Origin of the sequence: Streptomyces sp. NBC_00459 (assembly GCF_036013955.1) — a bacterium.
In the GTDB taxonomy this organism is placed as follows: domain Bacteria; phylum Actinomycetota; class Actinomycetes; order Streptomycetales; family Streptomycetaceae; genus Streptomyces.
Window position 1 is genome coordinate 1,104,385 of record NZ_CP107903.1, and the last position, 23,758, is coordinate 1,128,142.

Genomic DNA, 23,758 nt, shown 5'->3' on the forward strand with positions numbered 1-23,758 from the left:
CCACCGTCGCACACCGTCGCACACCGTCGCCCCGAGACATGATCGCCAGGGGCGACCCCGAAACGCGTCGCCGGGCACATCCACGGCCGACGGACCGGTCCACCTCGCCGGATCCGGGAGCAGCGCGTCAAGTATTGGCAATGGTTTCCATATAGAACGGAATCGGCCACGTTTTTGACATTCATTTCCATCTACTGTGGCGCACACACCCTTGCTGACCCCCTGTCGTGGAGGATCCATGTCCCCGTCCCCGTCCCGGCGCCTCGCCCTGATCACCGGCGCCTCGCTGGCCCTCCTGGCGGGGTGCGGCAGCTCGTCGGACTCCGGCGGTGACGGAAGCGGTGCGCAGGAGCCGGTCGCATCGTCCAAGATCGCCGTGGTCGCGTCCACCAATGTGTACGGCGACATCGTCGAGCAGATAGGCGGCGCGAAGGTCGACGTCACGTCGATCATCAGCGACCCCGACCAGGACCCGCACTCCTACGAGGCCAACACCCAGAACCAGCTGGCGCTGTCCAAGGCGAAGGTCGTCGTCGAGAACGGCGGCGGCTACGACGACTTCGTCGACCGGATGCTGAAGAGCGGCGGCTCCTCCGCAGAGGTCATCAACGCCGTCAAGGTCTCCGGGAAGACCGCCCCGAAGGGCGGCGAGCTCAACGAACACGTCTGGTACGACTTCCCCACCGTCGCGAAGATCGCCGACCGTGTCGCCGCCGCGCTCGGCAAGGCGGACGCCGGTGACGCCGCACTCTTCAACAAGAACGCCGAGGCGTTCAAGGCGAAGCTCACGGTGCTGGAGACGAAGGAAGCCCGGATCAAGAAGGAGCACGCCGGTGAGGGCATCGCGATCACCGAGCCCGTGCCGCTCTACCTGACCACCGCGAGCGGGCTGGTGAACAAGACGCCCGAGCAGTTCAGCGAGGCCATCGAGGAGGGCGACGATGTCTCCCCCCGGGTCCTTCAGGCCACGCTGGCGGTGTTCAGCGACAAGGAGGTCGAGGCTCTGGTCTACAACGAGCAGACCTCGGGTCCGCAGACCGAGAAGTCCAAGGCCGCGGCCAAGGCGGCCGGCATCCCCGTCGTACCCGTGACGGAGACGCTGCCGGCCGGCGAGAACTACCTCGGCTGGATGACCTCCAACGTCGACGCGCTCGCGAGCGCGCTCGCCAAGTGAGGCAGCCGGCCCCGGCCGCCGTACCCCGCGCCCGCCGGGGTGAGGGGCGGGCCGGGGGCAGCGGCTCCGGTGCGGTGGTCAGCCTGCGCGGCGCCGAACTGTCGTACGGCGCACGGGTGGTGTGGCAGGGCCTCGACCTGGACGTTCGGCCGGGGGAGTTCCTGGCCGTGCTCGGGCCGAACGGTTCGGGCAAGACCAGTTTCGTACGGGCCCTGCTGGGCCGGCAGCCCCTGTCCGCCGGCACCCTGACCGTCCTCGGCGGCCCTCCGCGCGAGGCCGGCCGGCACCTCGGGTACGTCCCTCAGCAGGCGGAGGTGTCCGCACAGGCGATGCTGCGCGCCCGCGATCTCGTGCGCTTCGGCATCGACGGGCACCGCTTCGGGCCCCGGCTGCGCACGGGCGCCGTCCGCCGCCGGGTCGACGAGATCCTCGCCTCCGTCGGAGCCTCGGCGTACGCCGACGTCCCCCTCGGCATGCTGTCCGGCGGCGAACGGCAACGCGTCCGTATCGGGCAGGCCCTGGCGACCGATCCGCGCATCCTGCTCTGCGACGAGCCGCTGCTCTCCCTCGACCTGAACCACCAGCGGGCCGTCACCGAACTCGTGGACGCCCGCCGCCGGTCCCACGGCACGTCCGTGGTCTTCGTGACCCACGAGATCAATCCGGTGCTCGGCCTGGTCGACCGTGTGCTGTACCTGGCTCCGGGCGGTCACCGGGTCGGGACACCGGAGGAGGTGCTGACCTCGGAGTCCTTGTCGCAGCTGTACGGCACGCGGGTCGACGTCCTCCGTGTCCAGGGGCGGGTCGTGGTCGTCGGCGCCCCCGACGGACCGGCCGCGCCACCCCATCACGCCCACGAGACCGCCCATGAGGCTGTCCTCCAGACCGAGAAAGTGCGCCCATGACGCTGGCCGAGGGGGTCTGGCACCAGATCTTCAGCTTCGAGAACTACGGCGAGCTCCTGGCGCTGGTCCGCAACTCCCTCATCGCGGGTGCCGCTCTCGGCCTCGTCGGCGGGCTGGCGGGGGTCTTCGTCACCATGCGCGACCTGCCCTTCGCGGTGCACGGCATCAGCGAGCTGTCCTTCGCGGGCGCGTCGGCGGCGCTGCTGCTGGGGGCGAACATCGTCGCCGGCTCGATCGTCGGATCGCTCCTCGCGGCCGGCGCGATCGGCCTGCTGGGCGCGCGGGCCCGCGACCGCAACTCGGCGATCGGCATCCTGATGCCGTTCGGTCTGGGCCTCGGCGTGCTCTTCCTCGCTCTCTACAAGGGTCGGGCGGCCAACAAGTTCGGCCTGCTCACCGGGCAGATCGTCGCCGTGGACACCCCGCAGATGACCTGGCTCCTGGGCACGTCCGCCCTGGTCCTGGTCGCCCTGGCCGTCATCTGGCGGCCGTTGACCTTCGCCAGCGCCGACCCTGATGTCGCCGCGGCCCGTGGCGTGCCGGTGCGCGGGCTGTCCTTCGCCTTCATGATCGTGCTCGGTCTCACCGTCGCCCTGTCGGTCCAGGTCGTCGGGGCTCTGCTGGTCCTGACCCTCGTCGTCACACCCGCCGCGGCCGCCGCCCGTGTCACCGCGTCCCCGGTACTGCTGCCGCTGCTCAGCGTGGTCTTCGCCGTGCTCTCCATCGAGGGCGGCATCCTGCTCGCCCTGGGCAGCTCCATCCCCATCAGCCCTTACGTCACGACGATCTCGTTCACGATCTACGCGCTGTGCCGCCTGGCCGGCACCTACCGCACCCGGCGGTGGGGAGTCAGGAGGACGGCGCCGCAGCCCGCCTGACACAGCCCCTTCCCACACCGGCCCGTCCCCGCACCACCTCTTGTCACTCACGGACGAACCCCGGTCCCGCGGGACTCACCTCGCGCACACAGAAAGGTGATTGCCCCGGTCCTCTCCTCCGGCGCTGCCATATTCGGAAGCCACTTCGGAGGTGGCTGTGACGCTAGAGGCGACAACATCCTGGGCCACACGCCTGCCCGACCGCACGGTCGACCGCATCACCGTTCTGGAGAGCCGTCGGTCGCGGGCGCTGGCAGAGGGCGGGCCGAGAAGACGCGGGGAGTTCGGCGCCCGGGAACGGATCGATCTGCTGCTGGACGAGGGCTCGTTCACGGAGACCGGGATGTTCGTCCGGGCGCGGCCCACCGGCGACGGCGCCCGCCGCCCGTACGGGGACGGCGTGGTCACCGGGCACGGCCTGGTCGACGGCCGTCCCGTCTGTGTGTTCGCCCAGGATTCCACGGTCTTCGGCGGCAGCATGGGCGAGGCCTTCGGGGAGAAGACGATCGCCCTGATGGACCTGGCGATGAAGACCGGCTGTCCGGTGATCGGGCTCAACGACGGCGGCGGCGCCCGGATCCAGGAGGGGGTCGCCTCGCTCGCCCTCTACGCCGAGCTGGTGCGCCGCAACGTACAGGCGTCCGGGGTGATTCCCCAGCTCTCGGTCGTGCTCGGGCCGTGTGCCGGCGGGGCCGCGTACTCGCCGGCCATCACCGACTTCACCGTGATGGTGGACGGTGCCTCGCACATGTTCGTCACCGGGCCCGACGTCATCGAGGCGGTCACCGGGGAGCGGACCAGCGCCGAGGATCTCGGCGGGGCCCGCACCAGCAACTCCGTCAACGGCAACGCCCACTTCCTCGCCGCCGACGAGGTCGAAGCCCTCGACACCGTCCGGGACCTGCTGTCGTACCTGCCCGCCAACAACCTGGAGCGGCCCCCGCAGTACGCGCCCGCCCAGGCGCCCTCCGATGTGTGTCTCGACGAGGTCGTGCCGGACCGGCTCGGGCAGGCCTACGACATGCGGGACATCCTGCGTGCGGTCGTCGACGGGGGTGAACTGCTGGAGGTCCAGGAGCTGTTCGCGCCGAACATCATCTGCGCGCTGGCCCTCGTCGAGGGCACTTCCGTCGGGGTCGTCGCCAACCAGCCGCTGCGCAGCGCCGGTGTGCTCGACATCGACGCCTCGGAGAAGGCCGCGCGGTTCGTGCGGTTCTGCGACGCGTTCGGCATCCCGCTGCTCACCTTCGCCGACGTCCCCGGCTATCTGTCCGGCATCCGCCAGGAACAGGCCGGGATCATCCGGCGCGGCGCCAAACTGCTGTACGCGTACGCCGAGGCGACCGTTCCGAAGGTCACGGTGGTGGTGCGCAAGGCGTACGGCGGCGGGTACGCGGTGATGGGCTCCAAGCATCTGGGCGCCGACATCAACCTCGCCTGGCCGACCGCGCGTATCGCCGTCATGGGCGCCGAGGGTGCGGTGGGCGTCCTGCACCGGCGTGAACTGGCCGCCGCCGACGACCCGGAGGCGCTGCGGGCCGGCCTGATCGCCGCATACGAGAGCACGCACGGGACGCCCTACCTGGCCGCCGAACGCGGGTACGTCGACGCCGTCATCGCCCCGCGCGACACCCGCGACCACATCTGCCGTGCCCTGCGCGCGCTGCGAGGCAAGCGTGCCCCGATGCCGTCACGCAGGCACGGCAACATCCCCCTCTGAGTCCCGGGTCCCCGAACCGCCAGAGGTCTCCGAGCCGTCCGAGCCGACCACGATCTGCCGTTCCCGCCCGTTCCCGCGATGTGAGGAGCCATGCCCGATGGACAGCCGCCGCCCCCCGCTCGCCCCCGCCCACCGGAGTCTGCCGGAGTACCTGCGGCACTGGGCCGAAACCACCCCCGACCGCCGGGCGTTCACCTTCGTCGACCATCCCGCCCCGCACTCGCGCGGCGTCCACCGCACCCTGACCTGGCGCCGACTGGACCTGCGCGTACGGGCGTTGGCCGCCCGCCTCGCCGAAGAGGCCGAGCCCGGCACCCGCGTCGCGCTGCTGTGCCCGCAGGGTACGGAGTACGTCACCGCCTTCCTGGCGGCGCTCACGGCCGGGCTGGTCGCCGTACCGCTGTATCCGCCCGGTCTGCCCGGGCACGGCGACCGCCTCGCTGCCGTGCTGGCCGACGCGGGCCCGGCAGTTGTCCTGACGACCAGTCACATATTCGCCGAGGTAAGGGAGTTCTGCGCCCCGCTGCCCGTGCGGATCGTCGCCGTGGACCGAGTGCCCGACACCGTCGAGGACTTTCCGCCGGTGACACCGGACGGTGATTCGATCGCGTACCTCCAGTACACGTCCGGTTCGACCCGTTCCCCGGCAGGCGTGGAGATCAGTCACGGCAATGTCGTCGCCAACGCCCGTCAGGCACTGGCCGCTTACGGCCTGGACGAGCATCCGGCGACCTGTGTGGGCTGGCTGCCGCTGTACCACGACATGGGACTCGTCCTGAGTGTCGCCGCTCCGGTCGTACGGGGACTGTTGTCGGTGCTCATGGATCCGGCCGCGTTCCTGCACGAACCGGCACGCTGGCTGCGGCTGCTCGCCGCACATCCACGCGCGCTGAGCGCGGCGCCCAACTTCGCCTACGACTACTGCGCTTCGGCCGTCACGGAGGCCCAGAAGAGAGACCTGCGGCTGGACGGTGTCGCCGCGCTGCTCAACGGCAGCGAACCGGTCCGCCCCGGCACGGTCGACCGCTTCCACGCCGCCTTCGCCGCCCAGGGTCTGGCGCCGGACACCCACTGTCCGTCGTACGGGCTCGCCGAGGCCACCGTCTTCGTCAGCGCCGCCCGGCCCGGGGAGCCGCTGCGCCGGTTCTCGCTCGACCGCGACGCCCTCGCCACCGGGAAGGCGCTGCCCGCGCGGGCCGACGATCCCAGAGCCGTGACGCTGGCCGGCTGCGGGACTCCGGCGGGCCAGCGGGTGTGGATCGCCGACCCCGTGTCCCGGGCCCGGTTGTCCGAGGGAGAGGTCGGCGAGATCTGGGTTCAGGGTCCCAACGTGGGCCGCGGCTACCGCAATCGGGACGAGCAGACCCGGCGGGTGTTCGGCGCCACGTTCGCCGACGACACCGCCGGTTCCGGTCGCTGGTTGCGCACCGGTGACCTGGGGACGTTCCTGGACGGGCAGTTGATCGTCACCGGGCGGCTGAAGGACCTCATCGTCGTCGACGGCCGCAACCACTACCCGCAGGACGTGGAGGCCTCGGTCCAGGACGCCGACCCCGCCGTCCGGCCCGACCGGCTCGCCGCGTTCGGTGTGCCGGGTGACGCCGGCGAGCAGGTGGTCGTCGTGGCCGAGCACGTCCGGGGCATCAGTGTCGCGGAGATCGACCTGCCGGGACTGGTGCGTGCCGTGCGCGCGGCCGTCTCGGGGCGCCACGGACTGCGGCTCGCCGACATCGTCATCGTGCCGCCGGGCACCGTACCCCGTACCTCCAGCGGCAAGGTCGCCCGGGCGCTGACCAGGCAACGATATCTGGACGGTGCCTATACGCCCGAGCCGGCGGAGCCGGGCGAATGAGGGGCGTCGACGAGGGTCCGATACGCCGGCTGGTCGCCGAGCGGGTGGCCGCCTGGAGCGGCACGCCTGCCGAGGACGTGCCCATGGACCGGCCGCTGGCCGACCTCGGTATGTCGTCGCGGGACGCGGTCGTGCTGGCCGGGGAGCTCTCGCGAGCGACGGGGCGGGAGCTGTCGGCGACCCTGCTGTGGGAGGCACCCACCGGGGATGCCCTGGTGGCGTATCTGTGCCGCGCGGAATCGGGGACACGGACGGGGAACGGGAGTGATCCGGTGGACGGGCGGACGCCTCCCCCGGCCGCGGTCGGCGAGCCGGTGGCGGTCATCGGGGTCGGCTGTCGGCTGCCCGGGGGCGTGCACGGGCCGGACGACTACTGGCGGCTGCTGACCGACGGCGTCGACGCCGTCCGCCGGGTACCCGAGGACCGATGGCGCGACTTCGGCCCGTTCCCGCCCGACGACGCGCCCCTGTACGGCGGTTACCTCGACGACATCGCGGGGTTCGACGCGGACTTCTTCCACGTCACCCCGCGCGAGGCAGCGGTGATGGACCCCCAGCAGCGGATCCTCCTGGAGGTCGTCCACGAGACCCTCGACCATGCCGCCGTCCCGGCCGCCTCCCTGGCCGGCAGCGCCACCGGTGTCTTCGTCGGCGTCTCCGCCGCGGAGTACGGCTCGCTCACCGGCGCCGACCCGGCGGCCGTCGACCCCTGGGCGCCCGCGGGCGGGGCGTTGAGCGTGACCGCCGGGCGGCTGGCGTACGTGCTGGACACCCGGGGGCCGAGCATGGCCGTCGACACCGCCTGCTCGTCCTCGCTGGTCGCCGTGCACCAGGCCTGTGTCAGCCTGCGCACCGGCGAGAGCGACACGGCGATCGCCGCCGGGGTCAACCTGCTGCTCTCGCCGACCGTCGGCGTGGCGTTCCGGCGGGCCGGGGCGCTCGCGCCGGACGGGCGGTGCAAGCCGTTCTCGGCGGCGGCCGACGGCATCGGACGCGGCGAGGGTTGCGCGGCCGTGCTGCTGAAGCGGCTGTCCGACGCCGAGCGGGACGGCGACCGGATCCTCGCCGTCATCCGCGCCACGACCGTCAACTCCGACGGCCGCTCCAACGGCCTCCTGGCGCCCAACCCCGCTGCCCAGAAAGCCCTGTTGACCACTGCCTACGCCCGGGCCGGGCTCACCCCGGCGCTCATCGACCACGTCGAGGCGCACGGCACCGGTACGCCGCTCGGCGACCCGATCGAGGCGGGCGCGCTCAGTGCCGTACTCGGTGCGGGCCGCGCCACCGACCAGCCACTGCTGCTCGGCTCGGTCAAGGGCAACCTCGCCCACCTGGAGTCCGCCGCGGGCATCGCCGGGCTGGTGAAGACGGTCCTCGCACTGCACCACGACACCGTTCCGCCGTCCCTGCACTGCACGGACGGGAGCGCCCTGGACGACGAACGGCTGCGAGTGGTCACCGAGTGCGAGCCGTGGCCGCGCTACGGAGGTACGGCCACCGCCGGGGTCTCCGGGTTCGGGTTCGGCGGCACCAACGCCCATGCGGTACTGGAGGAATGGCGGCCGGACGCCCTCCCACCGCCCCGGGAGGAGGAACCGGTCGCGCGCCTCCATCTCCTCTCCGACGTCGACGACGCCCGACTCCGGGACACCGCGACCCGGCTGGCCGACTGGCTCCGTACCCCCGCGGGCAGCACCGCGCACCCGGCCGATGTGGCGCGCACGCTGGCCGGGCGTGTGGGGAGGGGTGGCGTGCGCGCCTCGGTCGTCGCCCGTGACGGCTCCGAACTCGCGGACGGGCTAAGGGCGTTGGGGCAGGGCGACGCTCATGCGCGGGTGATGACCGGCGAGCGGGATCTCGTCGGGCGCGGCCCGGTGTGGGTGTTCTCCGGGTACGGCAGCCAGTGGGCCGGCATGGGGCGGCGGCTACTGGCCGAGGAACCCGCCTTCGCCGCCGCCGTGGAGAAGCTCGACGCGCAGATCGCCCCGGAGTGCGGGCTGTCCCTGTACGAGCACCTGGCGTACGGCGGCGACCTCGACCGTCTGGAGGTCGCCCAACCCGTGCTGTTCGGGCTTCAGTTGGCCCTCGCCGAGCTGTGGCGGTCGTACGGTGTCGAACCCGCCGCCGTCATCGGCCATTCCGTGGGCGAGGTGGCCGCCGCGGTGTGTGCGGGTGCGCTGGATGTGTCGGAGGCCGCCCGGGTGGTCTCCGTACGGGCCCGGCTGCTCAGCGGACTGCGCGGCGGCGCCATGGCTGTCGTGGACCTCGGTGACGGTGAACTCGACGCCCTGGAAAGGGACTTCCCGGGTGTTTGCGTCGCCGTGCACTCCTCGCCCGGACAGAAGATCGTCGCCGGGGAGGAGTCGGCGGTGGCCCGGCTCGTGCGGCGGCTGGAGCAGCGGGGGCGGACCGCTCGGGCCCTGCACGTCGTCGGCGCCGGACACTCTCCCCAGGTCGAGCCGCTGCTCCCGGAGTTGGCCGACGCCCTGGCCGACGTCAAGGGCGGACAACCCCTCGTACCCGTCTACTCCACCGTCCTGGACGACCCACGTGACGGCTCCCTCTTCGACGCCGCCCACTGGGCAGCCAATCTGCGGCGGCCCGTGCGCCTGGACCGGGCCGTCGCGGCGGCCCGCGCCGACGGTCACACCGCCTTCGTCGAGATCTCGCCGCACCCGGTCCTGACCCGGGCCGTTCTCGACACCGCGCCCGGCGTCCTCGCCATCGGCACCCTGCGCCGCGACGCCGACAGTTCCGCCGGATTCCTGGCCCAGGTGGGCACCCTGTACTGCGCGGGCGAGCGCCTGCCGTCGCCGCCGGGCCGCGTGATCGACCTGCCCGCGCCGCGCTGGCGGCACGGCCGCCACTGGTGGACGGACGGTCGCGCGGCGGCCACGACGGCAGCGCCGGCCGAGGTGACCGACGTACCGGACACGTCCGTCTCCGGCCGGCTGTGCCATCACATCGCCGCCGTCACCGGCCACCCGCCGACCCGCATCACGCCCTCCACCGCCCTGGCCGACCTCGGCCTGGACTCCCTGATGGCCGTCCGCATCCGCACCGCCGTGCAGGGCGAGTTCGGGATCGAGCTGCCGCTGCGCGAGTTGCTCGGCGCCACCAGCGTCCGGTCGGTGGCCGATCGCCTCCAACAGGCGCTCGCAGCAGGCGAGTCGACTTCTCCCCTGCGTACCCTGCGTGCCACCGGTTCCCGGACGCCGCTCTTCCTCGTCCACGCCGCGGGCGGCACCACCGACGTCTACCGGGCGCTGGTCGAACGGCTCGGTGAGGAGCGGCCGGTGTACGGCCTGGAACGGCTCCCGGACGCGCGTACGGTCACCGAGAAGGCCCGCCGCTACGCCGAGGCCGTCGCCGCAGCCCACCCCGACGGGCCGTGTCTGCTGGGCGGTTGGTCCTTCGGTGGCTTCGTCGCCCAGGAAACGGCACGGCAGCTCACCGCAGCGGGGCGGGACGTCGAGCTCGTGGCGCTCATCGACTCCGTACGGCCCCTCCCCCGGCCCGAAGACACCCCGGCCGACCGGATCCACGCCCACTTCACGGGCTTCGCCGGCCACGTCGCCGACGCGTACGGGGTCCGACTGGAGCTTCCCTACGACGAGTTGCTCGCGATGGACGACGACGGTGAGCGCATCGACACCGTGCTGCGGGCACTGCGCGAGGCCGTCGACGTACCGCCCGCCGCCCTGGAGCACCAGCGCTCCTCCTATCTGGACCTGAGGATCGGCGAGGCCCACCGACCCGGGCCCTACGACGGGCGGGTGGTCCTCTACCGGGCCACCGAGCCCGCGCCGCACACCGTGCGCGACCCGGCGTACGAACGGGACGACGAGGCGCTCGGCTGGGACGAGGTGTGCCCGCGCCTGACCGTCGTACCGGTCGCGGGGCACCATCTGTCGCTGCTCGACCCGCCGTACGTCGACGAGATCGCCACCCAGCTGCGGCGCGCACTGGACGAGCAGAGCCACTGAACCGGACGACGAGGAGCAAGTCATGGCCCAGCACAGCACCGGAGTGTCCCGACGCACCGTCACCAAGGCCGCGACGGCCGTCGGTCTGACCGCGCTGTTCGGCGGCAGAGCCACCACCGCCCAAGCCGTGACCCGGCTCTCCGCCCGCACCCTGGACGTCTCCGTGCCGTCCGCTGCCCTGGGCCGCAGCGCGCCGGTACGGCTGATCCTGCCGTCGGGTTTCGGCACGCAGACCGGGCGGACCTACCCGGTGCTGTATCTGCTGCACGGCGCCCATGACGACTACACGTCCTGGACCCGGGAGACGGACATCGAGGCCTTCACCGAGGGCCGGGACCTGATCGTGGCGATGCCCGACGCGGGGCCCACCGGCATTCCCACCGCCTGGCGCGGCGGCCCCGACTACGAGGCGTTCCAGCTCACGGAGGTGCCCGCGCTGCTCGCCCGCCAGTACCGGGCCTCCGGTGTCCGGGCCGTCGCCGGGGTCTCCACCGGCGGCTACGGCGCGATGGCGCACGCGGCACGCCATCCGGGCATGTTCGCCGCGGCGGCCTCGTACAGCGGCATCCTCGACACCATGGCCCCCGGTGTTCCTCCGCTCGTGGACGCCATCGTGGCCCGCGAGAACCTGGCGCCCCGCTCCCTGTGGGGCAGCCCGCTGTTCAACCTCCTGACCTGGCGCGACTTCAACCCGCGGTCCCGTGCCGAGGGTCTGCGCGGCACCCCCTTGTACGTGTCCAGCGGCAGCGGAGTCGTCGGCGGCACCGGTGACTGGCTGCCCGAGGCGCTGGAGAGCGCGCTGTGGCTCTCGGCGCATGCCTTCACCGACACGCTCGCGCTGCTCCGCGTCCCGGTCACGACCCACTACTACACGGGAGGCGGACACGGCTGGAACTACTGGAAGGGGGAGTTCAACGCGTCGTGGCCGATGCTCGCCAGGGCGCTGGGGGTGCCCGAGTGAGGCCGGTACCGTCGGGGCACGGAACGGAACGGCGGGGACGTCCGTCCAACCCAGGACTCGTCCCTCACCCCACGGGCACCAGCCCACGGGTGAGCCGCTTCCGGGTGAAAGGAGGGCCCTCCGTGGCGACCCCCGCCCCGCACGGCGCACCCGACGGCCCCGGAGCCACCCCTGTACCGCCCGAACTGGCCAGACTGCTGCGCGACCAGTTGGAAGCCGTCGCCGACGAGGTGGAGGAGGAGGTACGCAGGCAGGTCCCGGAGTACGCCGTCCGGTCGGCCGACGAAACGCATCGCGCACTCCTCAGATCGGGGGTCGTGCAGGCGCTCACCCTGTTCGTCGACCACATCGCCGACCCGGGCGCCCGGGGAGACTCGATCACCGCGATCTACCACGAGCTGGGGCGCGGCGAGGCGGTGGAGGGCCACAGCCTCGAAACCCTCCAGTCCGCGCTGCGGGTCGGAGGGTTGCACGCCTGGCGGCTGCTGGGCCGTACGACGGAGGAGCTCGGGCTGGACTCCGCTGTCATGGCCGGGCTGGGCGAGCTGGCGTTCCGGACCGTGCACGAGGTCGCCGAGGCCGCGGCGGCGGGCTACGCGGAGGGGCAGCTGCGCAGCACGGACGAGCTGGAAAGGCGCCGGGGTCGGCTGCTCGCCCTGTTGCTGGGCGAGCAGCCGACCCCGGAGGCGGTGCGGGACCTGGCTCACGGTGCCCGCTGGTCCGTGCCGCCCTATGTCGCGGTCGTCGTCCTCGCCGCCTCGCCGGACCAGCGGGACGAGGAGCGGCCGTTGGCGGCTGCCGGGGCGCTGGTGGACATGGAGTCCCGGCCGCCACGGATGCTGATGCCCGACCCGGACGGCTCGGGCGGCTTCGGCGGCCGGGCGTTCGCGCTCGCCCTGCGGGGGCGGCCGGCGGCGATCGGGCCGTCGGTCCCGCTCACCGAGGCCGCCCGGTCGCTGCGCTGGGCCACCCGGGCCCTCGGGTTGATGGGGCGCGGGATACTCCCCCGGCAGGGGGTGGTGCGCTGCGCCGACCATCTGTCGATGCTGCTGCTGCACAGCGACGAACCCATGCTCGACCTGGTCCGGGTACGCGCTCTCGCTCCCCTCGACGCGGTCTCGGAGCAGCAGCGCGGCAGGCTCGCGGAGACACTGCTCGCGTGGCTGCTCAGCGGCAGCAACGTGCCCGATGTCGCCGCCCGGCTGCACATCCACCCGCAGACGGTCCGCTATCGCCTGCGCCAGCTGGAGAAGGTCTTCGGCGAGGCACTGCACGACCCCGACGGCCGCCTGGATCTGATCCTGGCACTCACGTCTGCACAAAAGAACGAGGAATTCCTGAATTCCCGTCCATAACCTCCGGTGCGTCAACGCGAATACGTTCGGGACGTCCTTTCTCATAGGCGCTTGACCGCGCCCCACCCTCAAAGGATCCCCCATGCGTATCCGCTTCTGTCTCGCCGCGCTCGCACTCGTCGGCGGGGCCGGACTGACCACCCTCTCGGCACCCGCCGCCACCGCCGCCGCCTGTACCGATATTGACGTCGTCGCAGCTCGCGGCACGTTCGAGCCGGGCACGCTCGGCGCGATCGTCGGCGACCCGGTGTTTTCCGCGCTCCAACGGAAACTGACGGGCAAAAGCCTGTCCAGCTACAAGGTGAACTATCCAGCCGACCTTTCTCTCACGTCGGCCGCGCAGGGCAACTCGGATCTGGTGAACCACGTCAGGAGCCAGGCTTCCGAGTGCCCGAACCAGCGTTTCGTGCTCGTCGGCTATTCGCAGGGCGCGAACGTCGTCGACAACTCCATCGGAATCAGCAGTGCCGGTGCGGTGGTCGGCAGCCCGATCGTGGCCACCATTCCCGCCGCGCTGGAGGGGAGGGTCGCCGCGGTGCTGCTGTTCGGCAACCCGATCCGGGCCATCGGCAAGAGCGTCACCGGCACCTACCAGAGCCGCACCATCGACTTCTGCGCCAAGGGCGACCCCATCTGTGAGAACGGCGGGGGCGACGTGCTGGCCCACCTCGGCTACACCGCGAACGCCGGCGCGGCGGCCGACTTCGCGGCGGGCAAGGTCTGAGCCGACTGAGCCGACAGCCGTACGGGACACGGGAAAGGGCCCGGGAGGAAATCCTCCCGGGCCCTTCTTCCATGGGAGGAAGCTATTGGGGATCCCTGGCGAACTCCGTGAGGCTCGTGGAGACGGGTTCCGGACGGCCGTTGTTCTGCGTGGGTGCCGCCGTCAGCACGTCGAGGTGCTGATAGCCGTCGGCGACCACGGGATCGAGGTCGGTGGGGACGCGGCCCGCCAGCAGTCCGTCGCCCGCGAGGACGGTGAGCGTCGGGTCGGCCGTGAGCCCTTCCGGGTGCACGATGAGCCGCTTCACCTGCGGGGAGGTGGCCAGTTCGAGGTCGCTGATCAGCTTGGTCGGGAAGTACTGTTCGGTGAAGTCGAGCGGCTGCTCGGCGAGACTGCGGGCCAGTTCCTGGATGTCGGTGACCTCCTTGCCCGCGCCGGTGAACGGCGTCCCGTCCGCCGACCGGTACCCGGGGTCGTCCGGATCGCCGACCCGGTCGTAGTTCCGCCAGGTGTAGAGCGGCCCGTGCGGCCGGTCCGGGATCGCCTTGTACGCGGTGCCGAACAACCCCGGCTGCTCCTCGCCGCCGTTGGCGACGGGGAAGCTCTTGTCCACGATCGGCCCGCCGTCGAAGAACCCCACACTGCTCTGCAGGAACGCCAGCGGTACGGAGTTGTCGTCCAGCAGCGCGCCGAGGACCGTCTCGTTGGTGAGCCGGAAGTCCTTCACGGCCGGGGAGCCCGTGAGGAAGGCGGCGGCGTCCTTGGCGAACAGGAAGCGGTTCGTCGCCTCGATGTTGAGGTTGGCGGGCAGATAGGAGGGCAGGTCGGCCTCGCCGTCCGGGTCCTGTATCGCGCCGAGGCCGGCGATGGCCAGCAGGGTCATCGTCTCGGCGTTGAGCAGGACCGGCGCGGACAGTGAGCGCGGCAGCAGTCCGCTGTCGAGCCCGGCCTGCACGACGCCGTAACCGAGGCCGATGTCGGGCAGGTTGGTGTCGTCGGGGATGCTGCCGCTCAGGTCGGCCAGCGAGGTGGAGACGGTGGTGTCGAGGGCGAAGTAGCCCGCGCACTGGCGGTGTCCGGCGTCGGCGGTGGTGGCGGGGTTGCCGTCGAAGTCGGCGACCGCGAAGTACCCGGTGATCACGCCGCCCAGGGAGTGGCCACCGCACAGCACCTTCCGCTCACGCACGCCCTGGTCGGGCAACTCGGCGGTGAGCAGGGTGTATTGGTCGCGGACGGTCTGCTCGATGCCGAGCTTCGCCATCCACCCGAGCTTGTCGTTGCCGACGAACCCGGCGAACGTACGGCCCGCGACCTGCTTGCCCCGGTAGTAGTAGTCGACGGCCGCGTGCTGGTCGCCGGAGTCGATCCCGGTGTGGTCCTCCATGCAGTTGGACCGCCGGTCCAGGGCCCAGAACTCGATGTGCAGGCCCCGTTCGGCGGCACGCGCCACGGTGTTGCGGGCGACGCTGTCGAATGCACCGGCGCCTTCCAGGATGCCCGGCTGGGCGACGAGGATCCGGTCGGCGTCGGCCGACTTCGTGGGCCCTTCGGAGGAGCGGTAGCGCAGGTACGACAGCCAGTCGCACGCCGCCGGACGGGCCCCGAAGGACGCCGGCAGCGGTGCCTTCACCCGGACCACCGTCTCGGTCACCCCGGCGACCGCCGTGCTCGACGACGCCACGGTCGCCTCGGTGCGCGTGCTCTCGCCGTGCGCCTCCGGGGCCACCACGGTGAGCGTCCCGGTGGTGAGCAGCACCGCGAGCGCGGTACCGCTCACCCTCTTGGCGGACTTCCCTCTGCTGCGACTCGTATCCATGGCGCGACCGTAGGACCGCGCGGACCACGCGATCAGGCGGTGCTCACAAGAACGCAGCTCCCGGTGGTGCCTTTGTCATCAGGCACCAACCGGCCTTCTCCTCCTGCCTACAGCCCGTCGTTCTTCATTGCCGCGACGATCCGGACGTGGCGGTCTGCGGCCGTGCCGGACCACTCACTCTCGTAGTTCAGGCCGTAGGGCCAGAAGTGGCCGCCGCCGGTGGACAGTTTGGCGCCGGAGCCGTCGAACTGCCTTACCAGTGCCGTGGCTTGCGAGCCGGTCCAGGTGCCGCTGCCGCCCAGCGAGGACCAGCCCGAGCTGGTGCCCACGCCTATGGTGTGGGCGATCTCGTGCAGCGCGGTCCGCTCGGTCATGTAACTGCGGTTGCTGCCGAAGCGGATGGTCCCGTTGAGGCTGCCGTCGGCGGTGGGAACTCCGGGCTCGTAGCGGACGGTGATGGTCTTCCCGAGGTCGCTGAGGTTGTTGTAGCGGGACACGGCGGCGTTCATGGCCGCGGTGATGAGGTTGTATGCGCTCTGCTGGTCCGCAGTCGGGTTGCTCGCGCGGACCAGGGACCAGGTGATGGTGGCCGCCGCGGCCCGTTCCCCGGCCGCCGGGGCGGTCTGCGGGGCTGCTTGTGCGATGCCGGGTCCTGCCAGCATCGCGGCTGCCAGGGCGGCCACGACCGCCTTATTTCGCCAAGGGGCTCGCTGTGAACTCATGGGGGCTCCTGTGGGGGGGATGAGCCGTCGCGTTGGGGGACGACGGCGTCCTGAAAGCGCTTTCCCAGGTTGCCCGGAGGCTAGCCAGATGTTTCGAGCACGTCAACGAAGTGCACCAAGTCCCTCCATCACAACGGACCTTGCACACCATCTTGACGTGTTCATTTTTGTCATCAAGCATGCCGTCAGCTCGATTCCTTCTGTTCGGTTCTGTTCGCCTCCTTGTTGTGGAAGGGAGTGCCGTGTCCTCTCGGCACCGCCATCGCTTCGCCCGGGCCCTGGCCCCGACGGTCCCCCTGGTACTCGGCGCGGGCCTCCTGGTCCCACAGCCCGCGGCGAGCGCGGAAGCGGCGGCGGCGACGAGCACCGTCACCGTGCGGATCGATCCGTCGTACCAGCAGCAGGAGTTCGAGGGCTGGGGAACGAGTCTCGTCTGGTTCGCCAACGCGACGGGCGGCTATCCGGAGCCCGTCCGAAGACGGCTGGTGGACATGCTGTTCGGCAAGGACGGGCTCGATCTCAACATCGCGCGCTACAACATCGGCGGCGGCAACGCCCCGGGCGTCCGCACCGACTACATGAAGGCCGGCGCGACCATGGAGGGCTTCTGGAAGGCCCCCGCGGGCACCACCCAGAAGGACATGGACTGGTGGAACCCGAACGACCCGGACGACTGGAACTGGGACGCCGACGCGAACCAGCGCTGGTGGGTGGACCAGATCAAGGACAAGGTGACCACCTGGGAGGCGTTCAGCAACTCGCCGCCCTGGTTCCAGACGGTCAGCGGGTACGTCTCCGGGGGCTTCGACTCGAACGCGGACCAGATCCGCGCCGACCGTGTCGACGAGTTCGCCGCCTATCTGGTGCGGGTGACCGAGGAGATGGAGAAGCGGCACGGCATCAAGTTCGACACCATCGATCCGCTGAACGAGCCCAACACCAACTACTGGGGTACCCAGTTGGGCGCGAACGGTCAGCCCACGGGCGGCCGTCAGGAAGGCGCTCACGCCGGGCCGGCGCTCCAGCAGAAGGTCATCCTGGCCCTCGACAAGGCACTTGCCGGAGCGAGGACCGACGCCGCGATCTCGGCGATGGACGAGACCAACCCGAGCATCTTCACCCAGAACTGGAACGCGTACGGCGCCGAGGCCCGGGCCGCCGTCGACCAGCTCAACGTGCACACCTACGGCACCGGAATGCGCACCAGCGCCCGGGACATCGCCAAGGGCGCCGACCGGAAGCTGTGGATGAGCGAGGTCGAGGGCACCTGGGGTACCGGGTCCGACTTCACGAGCATGGAACCGGGGCTCGGCATCGCCACCCGGATGGTCGACGACATGCGTGAACTGGAGCCCTCCGCCTGGGTGTTCTGGCAGCCGATCGAGGACTCGATCCCGCAGGCGGCGGCCGGCAAGAACTGGGGCAGCATCCACGTCCCGTTCAACTGCACCGCGACGGACACTCTGGAGACCTGCCCGATCAAGGCCAACTCCAAGTTCCACACCATCCGCAACTTCACGCACTACATCCGCCCCGGCGACCACTTCGTGAAGACCGACGACGCGTCCACCGTCGCCGCCGTGAAGGCGTCCGGCCGTGCGGCGACGGCGGTGCACGTGAACAGCGGCACGTCCGCGCGTTCCGTGACCCTCGATCTCTCGCGCTTCGGCAAGGTCTCGCGGAAGGCGTCCGTGACACCCGTGGTGACGAGCGCCGACGGCGCGCTCGTACGGGGCACTCCGGTGCGGGTGACCGACCGGTCGGCGACGCTCACCGTCCCGGCGAAGTCGGTCACGACCTTCCTGGTCACGGGTGTCAGCGGAGTGGCGAAGGACGCCGCCCTGGTCCAGCCCGGGCACGTCTACCGGCTCCAGGGCTCCCAGAGCGGCAAGTCGCTGGCTCCCTCGGACGACGGCACCGGTGTCGTCATCCGCACGACCGATGCCACCAACCCCCAACAGCTCTGGTCCGTACGCCAGTTGACGCCCGGCACCGAGAACCGCGAACGCTACGCCCTCACCAGCGCCACCAACGGCAAGCGGCTCGCCGTGCGTGACAACGTGGCCGTACTGGAGAACCCGGACCCGGCTGCCGGTGAGCCCGACAGCGGCGCCCAGTGGATCCTGTCGACCACCGGAGACGGCACCTGGACGTTCGTCAACGCCGCCACCGGCCGCCTGCTCGACGTCACCGGTCAGTCCTCGACGGACGGCGCGAAGGTGTCGACGTACACACCGACCTCGGCGTCGAACCAGCGCTGGTCGGTGCCCGACGAGACGGTGCTGCGCACGGAGCCCGCGACGACGTTCACGGTCCCCGGGCTGCGGCCCGAGCTGCCGACAACGGTGACGCCGGTGTTCCGGGACGGTGCCAGGGGCGCCCTCCCCGTCGTGTGGGACCTGCCGTCGGACCGGGCCTGGCGCAAGCCCGGGACCGTGCGGGTCCAGGGTGAGGCGACCGACGCGCTCGGGCGCACGATCCCCGCGAAGGCTGTCGTCACCGTCGACACGATCGCCTCGACCCTGCCCGGCCGCGCCAAGACGTACGTGGGCGGGCACCCGGAGCTGCCGGCCACGGTCGTCGGCGTCGGTGCGCATGGCGGCCGGACCGACCTTCCGGTCACCTGGGATCCGGCGCCCGAGGGGGCGTACGACGCGACCGGGGCCGTCACCCTGCACGGCGTCGCCCGGATCGTCGGCGGCACCACGGCCGACGCGACCGTCCGAGTCCAGGTCACCGCACCGGTGACGGCGAACATCGCGCCCGACCCGGACGTCTCCGTCGCCGCCACGTTCACCGAGAGCGGGTACTCCGCGGAGAAGCTGCGCAACGGCGACCTGACCGAGAAGGCATGGTCGAACTGGAAGTCGGGGAACACCAAGAACCCCTCCGACACCATCACGTACACGCTGCCGAAGGCCCGCGACCTGAGCAGGGTCGTCGCGCACTTCTACCGGGACGGGTCCAGCGCGTCCTTCCCGCAGAGCCTCAAGGTGCAGGTGCGGGCGCCCGGCAGCGACACATGGACCGACGCGAGCGCCGCCGTCCCGGTCGGGACCGAGGGCACGCCGGTGATCGACGTACCGCTGACGGCGGGGCCCGCGGCCGGGGTGCGGGTGGTCATGACGGCACGTCAGGGCGGTTACCTCACCATGAGCGAGCTTGAGGTCTACGCCAAGTCGCCCGGCGTCTCCTCGGACTCGGCAGCCGCGTCGATCGAGGTGGCCGGCGTGCCGGTCGCGTCCTTCGACCCGGGGACGACCGACTACCGGGTCAGGACCGGCGATCCGGCGCGGGCCGAGGTCACGGCGACGGCTCGCGACCCCTATGCGGACGTCACCGTCGAGAAGGTCCACGAGCACGGCCGGACACAGGCCGTCGTCACGGTGACCGGTGAGGACGGGACGCGGACGACGACGTACCGGATCGCACTCGTACGGCGCTGACGGCACGCTCCGGAGGGAGGGGAACCGCTGCCCGGTTCCCCTCCCTCCGGCCGTCAGCGCCTGAGGTTCGCCCGGACGGACGCGGCGACGACCGCGTCCCGCTCGGCCCGGCTGAACAGGCCCTGGGAGAGCCAGGTGTCGGCGACGGCCCGGACCGCGTCCAGGAAGGCTCCCTGAGAGGCGAAGGGAGCCCGCGCCCAGAGCACGTCGAGGAAGGTCAGTCCGTCCGTACGGGCACGGTTCGGTACGCCGGAGGTGGCAGTGCCGAACACGACGACGGGCTCGGAGCGCTTGAAGTAGGCGTGGTAGCGGGCCGTGTCCGCGATGTGGAACGGGGCCAGGGTCAGACCGTGCGTGGTGAAGTGCAGCGGGCGGCCCTCGGGTCTGACCGAGGCGGCGAGGTCGCCCTGCAGCGTGAAGTCCTTGTAGAAGGAGAAGGTCCGGAAGGTCGTGGTCTGGCTCCGGGCGACCAACAGGACCGGGCCGTGGAACAGCGACTGGACCGTGGGGTCGTCCAGGGCCCGTTCGACACGCAGTCGATACGGGGCGGAGACGGTGATCCGGTCACCGGGCTGCCAGTTCCTGCTCAGGGTGAGGTAGCTGCCGGGAACGGCCCCGGCCGACTGCGGAACCCCGTTGACCGTGACGGTGAAGCCTCCCGTGGCCCAGGACGGCACCCGGAGTTTCAGGTCGAGGCTGCCGCCGCCCTCGCGGAACGTCAGGGTGCGCACGCCCTCGGCCGGGTAGTCGCTCGACTGGTCGATGACGAGGCCCCGCTCCGGCCAGCGCAGGGTGGAGGCGAGGTAGAGGTTGACGTACAGCGCGTTGCCGTCGGCGGACCGGAAGTACACCGAGTCCTGGTACTTGGTGTGGTTCTCCATCCCGGTACCGCCGCAGCAGGTACCGGTGTTGTCGTACCCGCGCACGACTCCCGGACCCATGCCGACGAAGTAGGTGACCTCCGGGCTGGTCGTGCTGCGGGCGTCCCGGCGGGAGGCGAGGATGTGGTTGGTCAACCCTCGCTCGTAGTAGTCCATGTAGGCGGGGTCGGGGGTGTGGAAGAACAGCTGCCGGCTCAGCTTCAGCATGTTGTACGTCGCGCAGGTCTCGGCGTTGTTGTCGGCGAGGGTCGCCGCTATCGCGTTCCGTGCCCGGAAGATCTCACCCTGCCCGGTGCCGCCCAGACTGTATGTCCGGGGGCCCACGACCATGCCCCAGAAGTTGCGGGCGGCGGTGGCGTACTTCGTCGTCCCCGTGTGGTCGAACAGCCTTGTGTAGCCGGTGAACTGGGGGATGTGCTGGTTGGCGTGCCTGCCGTCGAGGATGTCGCGGTTGGCCGCGCAGGCGTCCAGCAGCGCGGTGTTGTCGAAGCAGCGGGCGGCGGCGAGGTGTTCCGCCCTGCCGGTGAGGGCGTACAGGTCGGCCAGCACCTCGTTCATGCCGCCGTACTCACCCGCGATGTAGATCGACCACATGCGGTCCAACTGCGCCTGGGGCAGCCGACTGAGCCTGCTGTGCACCCAGTCGCCCATCGTCGAGGCGATGGTCAGGGCCTGCTGGTTGCCGGTCAGGGTGTGGGCGTCGAGGAGGCCGCGCATGATCTTGTGGCAGGTGTAGTAGGGCGCCCAGATGGTGGGGTACGTCGTGTAGCTCTCCAGCAGGATGAACTGCGTCTCCGGGTACGCGGCCAGGAACCCGGGATGGCTGGGTCGCGGCGATCCGTGGTCCGCCAGGGCCTGTTGGCACTCCCCGAGCGCGGTGACCAGGTAGTCGAGCTTGGTCTTCAGCGCGGCCTCGCGGGTGTCTGCGTACGCCTGCGCGACGAGGGTGAGGAAGTGACCGCCGAAGTGGCCGCGCAGGTTGCCGTCCGCGGTCTCCCAGCCGCCGGGAGGCTGCGCACCGCGGGTGTCGAGCCCCGCGTTGGCACGGAAGACGGCCAGGATGCGGTCCGCCGGGTAGGACCTGGCGAACTCCAGCATCAGGTCGCGCTTGCGGCGGAACACGCTGTCGCCCAGGACGACTTGGTCCAGAGGGAAGGGCCGTACGGACCAGGTGGACGGGGCGGGCACGGGGAGGGCCGTGGCTGACGCGGGGAGGGCCGGGGCCGCCTGCGCCGCCGGTATCGCGTATGTGAGCGGCGCGGCGGCCACACTCGCGGCGGCGAGCCCCAACAGGCCTCTGCGGCTGGGGGGTTGGGTCATCTCGGGCTCCGATCGTGGGGTTCGGCGGGCCTGGACTGCGGTTCTCCGGTGCTACGTCTCGGTGGTCGGCAGCCACACGCGCATCGTCGAAGGGCCGCGGTTCGCCCAGGAGTTGTAGGGGACGAGGACGATTCCCGTGCGCTCGGAGGCGGAATCGCCGGTTCGGTCGAGTGGCCGGTACGGCCATGCGGTGTCGCCGGGAACATCCTGTTCGACGAGTTCGCCCGGCGCGACCACACTGCCGTCCGGCCCATCCTCCGGCTCGGCGGACGGATCCACCCGTACGGCGTCGACCTCACGTCCGCCCGGCAGGTCCACGGACTCCGCGCAGTACACGAGCGGGCCGCGCTGGACGGCGACCGTGCCGCGTACGGCGTCGATGCGCGGGTCCGGCGCGATCCACCGTGGCGCCACGGGCAGTTCGAGCCGAATCTCGTCGCCTGGCAGGAAGAGCCGGGTGACCTCGGCCGTCCCCGGATCGACCGTACGGCAGGTCCCGTCCGGCTCGATCAGGTAGGCCGTGGCACCCTCCGTCCACGCGGGCACGCGCAGCGACAGGATCCAGGGGCGGGCCGGGGCCGAGCGGTCGATCCGCACCGTCACGTTTCCGCCGGACGGGTAGTCGGTGCGGACGCTCAGGGCGATGTCGTGGCCGCCGGTGAGGGTCGTGGCGATCTCCGCGTCGGCGTACTGGTGGAGCTGGATGCCCTGGTCGTCGGCCGTGGCCAGGTGGGCGGGGAGCTGGGCCAGGGTGCGTGCCACGTTCGTCGGGCAGCAGGACACCGCGAACCAGGGGGCACGCAGGCTCGATTCGGCGCGCGGGCTCACGGCGTCGGCGGCGGGCACCGGGCCCTGGTGTCGTCGGTGGAGGGTGTTGGCGTAGAAGAAGGACCGGCCGTCCTCGGACGGGGAGGTGGCGACCACGTTGAACAGGGTTCGCTCGGCCAGGTCGGCGTAGCGCGGGTCGCCGGTGGCCAGGAGCAGCCGCCAGCTGAGCTGTACGGAGGCGACGCCGGCACAGGTCTCCGAGTAGGCGCGGTCGGGCGGGAGGACGAAGTCGTCGCCGAAGGCCTCGTCGCGGTGGTGGGAGCCCATGCCACCGGTCAGATAGGTGCGCCGGGCGACCGCCGCCTCCCATTGCCGCCCGACCGCCGCGAGCAGCTCCTCGTCCCCGGTCTCCACCGCCACGTCGACCGCGCCGGACGCGAGATAGAGGGCGCGGACGGCGTGGCCGCGCAACACCGTGGCCTCCCTCACCGGCAGGTCGTCCTGGTGGTAGACGCGGCCGAACTCGCCGTCGGCGAGGGTGCCGTGGCCCCGGCGGCCGATGAACACGGCCGCCTGGTCGAGGTAGCGCTCCTCGCCCGTCAGGCGGGCCAGTTCCACGAGGGCCGTCTCGATCTCCGCGTGGCCGCAGACGCGCTCGATGCCGCCCCGGCCGAAGGTGGCGCAGATGTGGTCGGCGGCGCGTCGGGCGATCTTCGTCAACTCGCCCTCGCCCTGGGCGCGGGCCTGGGCGACGCCCGCCTGGATCAGGTGCCCGTAGCAGTACAGTTCGTGACCCCATTCGAGGTCGCTGTAGCGGGGCTGCTGTCCGGGGTGGCCGAAGGCGGTGTTCAGGTAGCCGTCGGGTTCCTGGGCGGACGCGACGGCCTCGGTGAGCGCCGCGATGTCCCGGTCGAGCGCGGCGTCGGTGCTGCCACCGGTGCCGGTACCGGACTGCCAGGCCATCGCTTCGAGGAGCTTGTAGATCTCGGAGTCCGCGAACTCCCGTCCCCGCCGGTCCTGTTGGACACGGCCCTCGGCGACGGCCCGGAAGTTGCCGGTCCAGCCGACGCGTTCCATCCAGTCACGGCAGTGGGCGAGGGTGGCGGTGGCGTTGACCTCCCGGCGCCGGGCCCAGAAGCCGCCGGTGATCCTCACCTCGTCCAGACCCAGTGGACGCAGTCGTCCCCGGGTCGGCGCCACGGGCAGCACGGTCGACAACTCTCGGTTATCGCTCACCAATTGATGCCTTT

At 71.4% G+C, this 23,758-nt stretch carries 14 protein-coding genes; 10 read left to right on the forward strand and 4 right to left on the reverse strand.

The features are described 5' to 3' along the window. Positions 1–238 precede the first annotated feature (238 nt). From OHN74_RS04620 to OHN74_RS04660, 9 genes are all read left to right on the forward strand, one after another. Positions 239–1,174 (forward strand): metal ABC transporter solute-binding protein, Zn/Mn family, encoded by a 936-nt coding sequence (locus OHN74_RS04620; protein WP_327693236.1) that lies wholly within the window; start codon positions 239–241, stop codon positions 1,172–1,174. A gap of 74 nt (positions 1,175–1,248) precedes the next feature. Next, positions 1,249–2,079 carry a metal ABC transporter ATP-binding protein gene (locus tag OHN74_RS04625; protein ID WP_327699985.1) on the forward strand — a complete coding sequence of 277 codons (831 nt, stop codon included), beginning with the start codon at positions 1,249–1,251 and terminating at the stop codon, positions 2,077–2,079. Then, positions 2,076–2,957: a metal ABC transporter permease gene (locus OHN74_RS04630; RefSeq protein WP_327693237.1), complete on the forward strand. Its 882-nt coding sequence runs from the start codon at positions 2,076–2,078 to the stop codon at positions 2,955–2,957. Before OHN74_RS04625 ends, OHN74_RS04630 begins: the two co-directional genes overlap by 4 nt. A gap of 151 nt (positions 2,958–3,108) precedes the next feature. Further along, positions 3,109–4,677 carry an acyl-CoA carboxylase subunit beta gene (locus tag OHN74_RS04635; protein ID WP_443060343.1) on the forward strand — a complete coding sequence of 523 codons (1,569 nt, stop codon included), beginning with the start codon at positions 3,109–3,111 and terminating at the stop codon, positions 4,675–4,677. Positions 4,678–4,774: 97 nt separating this feature from the next. Next, entirely contained in the window at positions 4,775–6,529 is a 1,755-nt protein-coding gene (locus OHN74_RS04640; protein ID WP_327693238.1) for a fatty acyl-AMP ligase, read from the forward strand. Then, a complete protein-coding gene (locus tag OHN74_RS04645) occupies positions 6,526–10,515 on the forward strand; it encodes a type I polyketide synthase (protein ID WP_327693239.1) in 3,990 nt (1,329 codons plus the stop codon). The genes OHN74_RS04640 and OHN74_RS04645 overlap by 4 nt, the downstream gene beginning before the upstream one ends. 22 nt (positions 10,516–10,537) lie before the next feature. After that, positions 10,538–11,476, forward strand: coding sequence for an alpha/beta hydrolase (locus OHN74_RS04650; RefSeq protein WP_327693240.1), 939 nt, complete (start codon positions 10,538–10,540; stop codon positions 11,474–11,476). A 122-nt stretch (positions 11,477–11,598) separates the two neighbouring features. Next, entirely contained in the window at positions 11,599–12,831 is a 1,233-nt protein-coding gene (locus tag OHN74_RS04655; RefSeq protein WP_327693242.1) for a PucR family transcriptional regulator, read from the forward strand. Positions 12,832–12,913: 82 nt separating this feature from the next. Continuing rightward, the gene (locus tag OHN74_RS04660; protein WP_327693243.1) at positions 12,914–13,555 is read left to right on the forward strand and encodes a cutinase family protein; all 642 of its coding nucleotides are present in this window, start codon (positions 12,914–12,916) and stop codon (positions 13,553–13,555) included. Between the two features lie 82 nt (positions 13,556–13,637). On the opposite strand, the gene OHN74_RS04665 is transcribed toward OHN74_RS04660, so the two are convergent. Together OHN74_RS04665 and OHN74_RS04670 are read right to left on the reverse strand one after the other, a co-directional pair. Next, positions 13,638–15,371 carry a hypothetical protein gene (locus OHN74_RS04665; RefSeq protein WP_327693244.1) on the reverse strand — a complete coding sequence of 578 codons (1,734 nt, stop codon included), beginning with the start codon at positions 15,369–15,371 and terminating at the stop codon, positions 13,638–13,640. A gap of 107 nt (positions 15,372–15,478) precedes the next feature. Continuing rightward, positions 15,479–16,093 carry a hypothetical protein gene (locus OHN74_RS04670; RefSeq protein WP_327693245.1) on the reverse strand — a complete coding sequence of 205 codons (615 nt, stop codon included), beginning with the start codon at positions 16,091–16,093 and terminating at the stop codon, positions 15,479–15,481. Positions 16,094–16,335: 242 nt separating this feature from the next. On the opposite strand from OHN74_RS04670, the gene OHN74_RS04675 reads away from it, so the two are divergent. Then, positions 16,336–19,539 (forward strand): glycoside hydrolase, encoded by a 3,204-nt coding sequence (locus OHN74_RS04675; RefSeq protein WP_327693246.1) that lies wholly within the window; start codon positions 16,336–16,338, stop codon positions 19,537–19,539. A 53-nt stretch (positions 19,540–19,592) separates the two neighbouring features. Here the strand turns inward: OHN74_RS04675 and OHN74_RS04680 are convergent, their stop codons facing one another. Further along, the gene (locus OHN74_RS04680) at positions 19,593–21,740 is read right to left on the reverse strand and encodes a beta-L-arabinofuranosidase domain-containing protein (RefSeq protein WP_327693247.1); all 2,148 of its coding nucleotides are present in this window, start codon (positions 21,738–21,740) and stop codon (positions 19,593–19,595) included. 51 nt (positions 21,741–21,791) lie between these two features. Continuing rightward, a complete protein-coding gene (locus tag OHN74_RS04685) occupies positions 21,792–23,744 on the reverse strand; it encodes a glycoside hydrolase family 127 protein (protein ID WP_327693248.1) in 1,953 nt (650 codons plus the stop codon). Between the last annotated feature and the right edge of the window lie 14 nt (positions 23,745–23,758).

Coding starts and splice junctions, on each gene's coding strand:
- OHN74_RS04645 (WP_327693239.1), top strand. CDS start 6,526: ATGAGGGGCGTCGACGAGGGTCCGATACGCCGGCTGGTCGCCGAGCGG.
- OHN74_RS04665 (WP_327693244.1), bottom strand. CDS start 15,371: ATGGATACGAGTCGCAGCAGAGGGAAGTCCGCCAAGAGGGTGAGCGGT.
- OHN74_RS04630 (WP_327693237.1), top strand. CDS start 2,076: ATGACGCTGGCCGAGGGGGTCTGGCACCAGATCTTCAGCTTCGAGAAC.
- OHN74_RS04670 (WP_327693245.1), bottom strand. CDS start 16,093: ATGAGTTCACAGCGAGCCCCTTGGCGAAATAAGGCGGTCGTGGCCGCC.
- OHN74_RS04640 (WP_327693238.1), top strand. CDS start 4,775: ATGGACAGCCGCCGCCCCCCGCTCGCCCCCGCCCACCGGAGTCTGCCG.
- OHN74_RS04680 (WP_327693247.1), bottom strand. CDS start 21,740: ATGACCCAACCCCCCAGCCGCAGAGGCCTGTTGGGGCTCGCCGCCGCG.
- OHN74_RS04650 (WP_327693240.1), top strand. CDS start 10,538: ATGGCCCAGCACAGCACCGGAGTGTCCCGACGCACCGTCACCAAGGCC.
- OHN74_RS04660 (WP_327693243.1), top strand. CDS start 12,914: ATGCGTATCCGCTTCTGTCTCGCCGCGCTCGCACTCGTCGGCGGGGCC.
- OHN74_RS04620 (WP_327693236.1), top strand. CDS start 239: ATGTCCCCGTCCCCGTCCCGGCGCCTCGCCCTGATCACCGGCGCCTCG.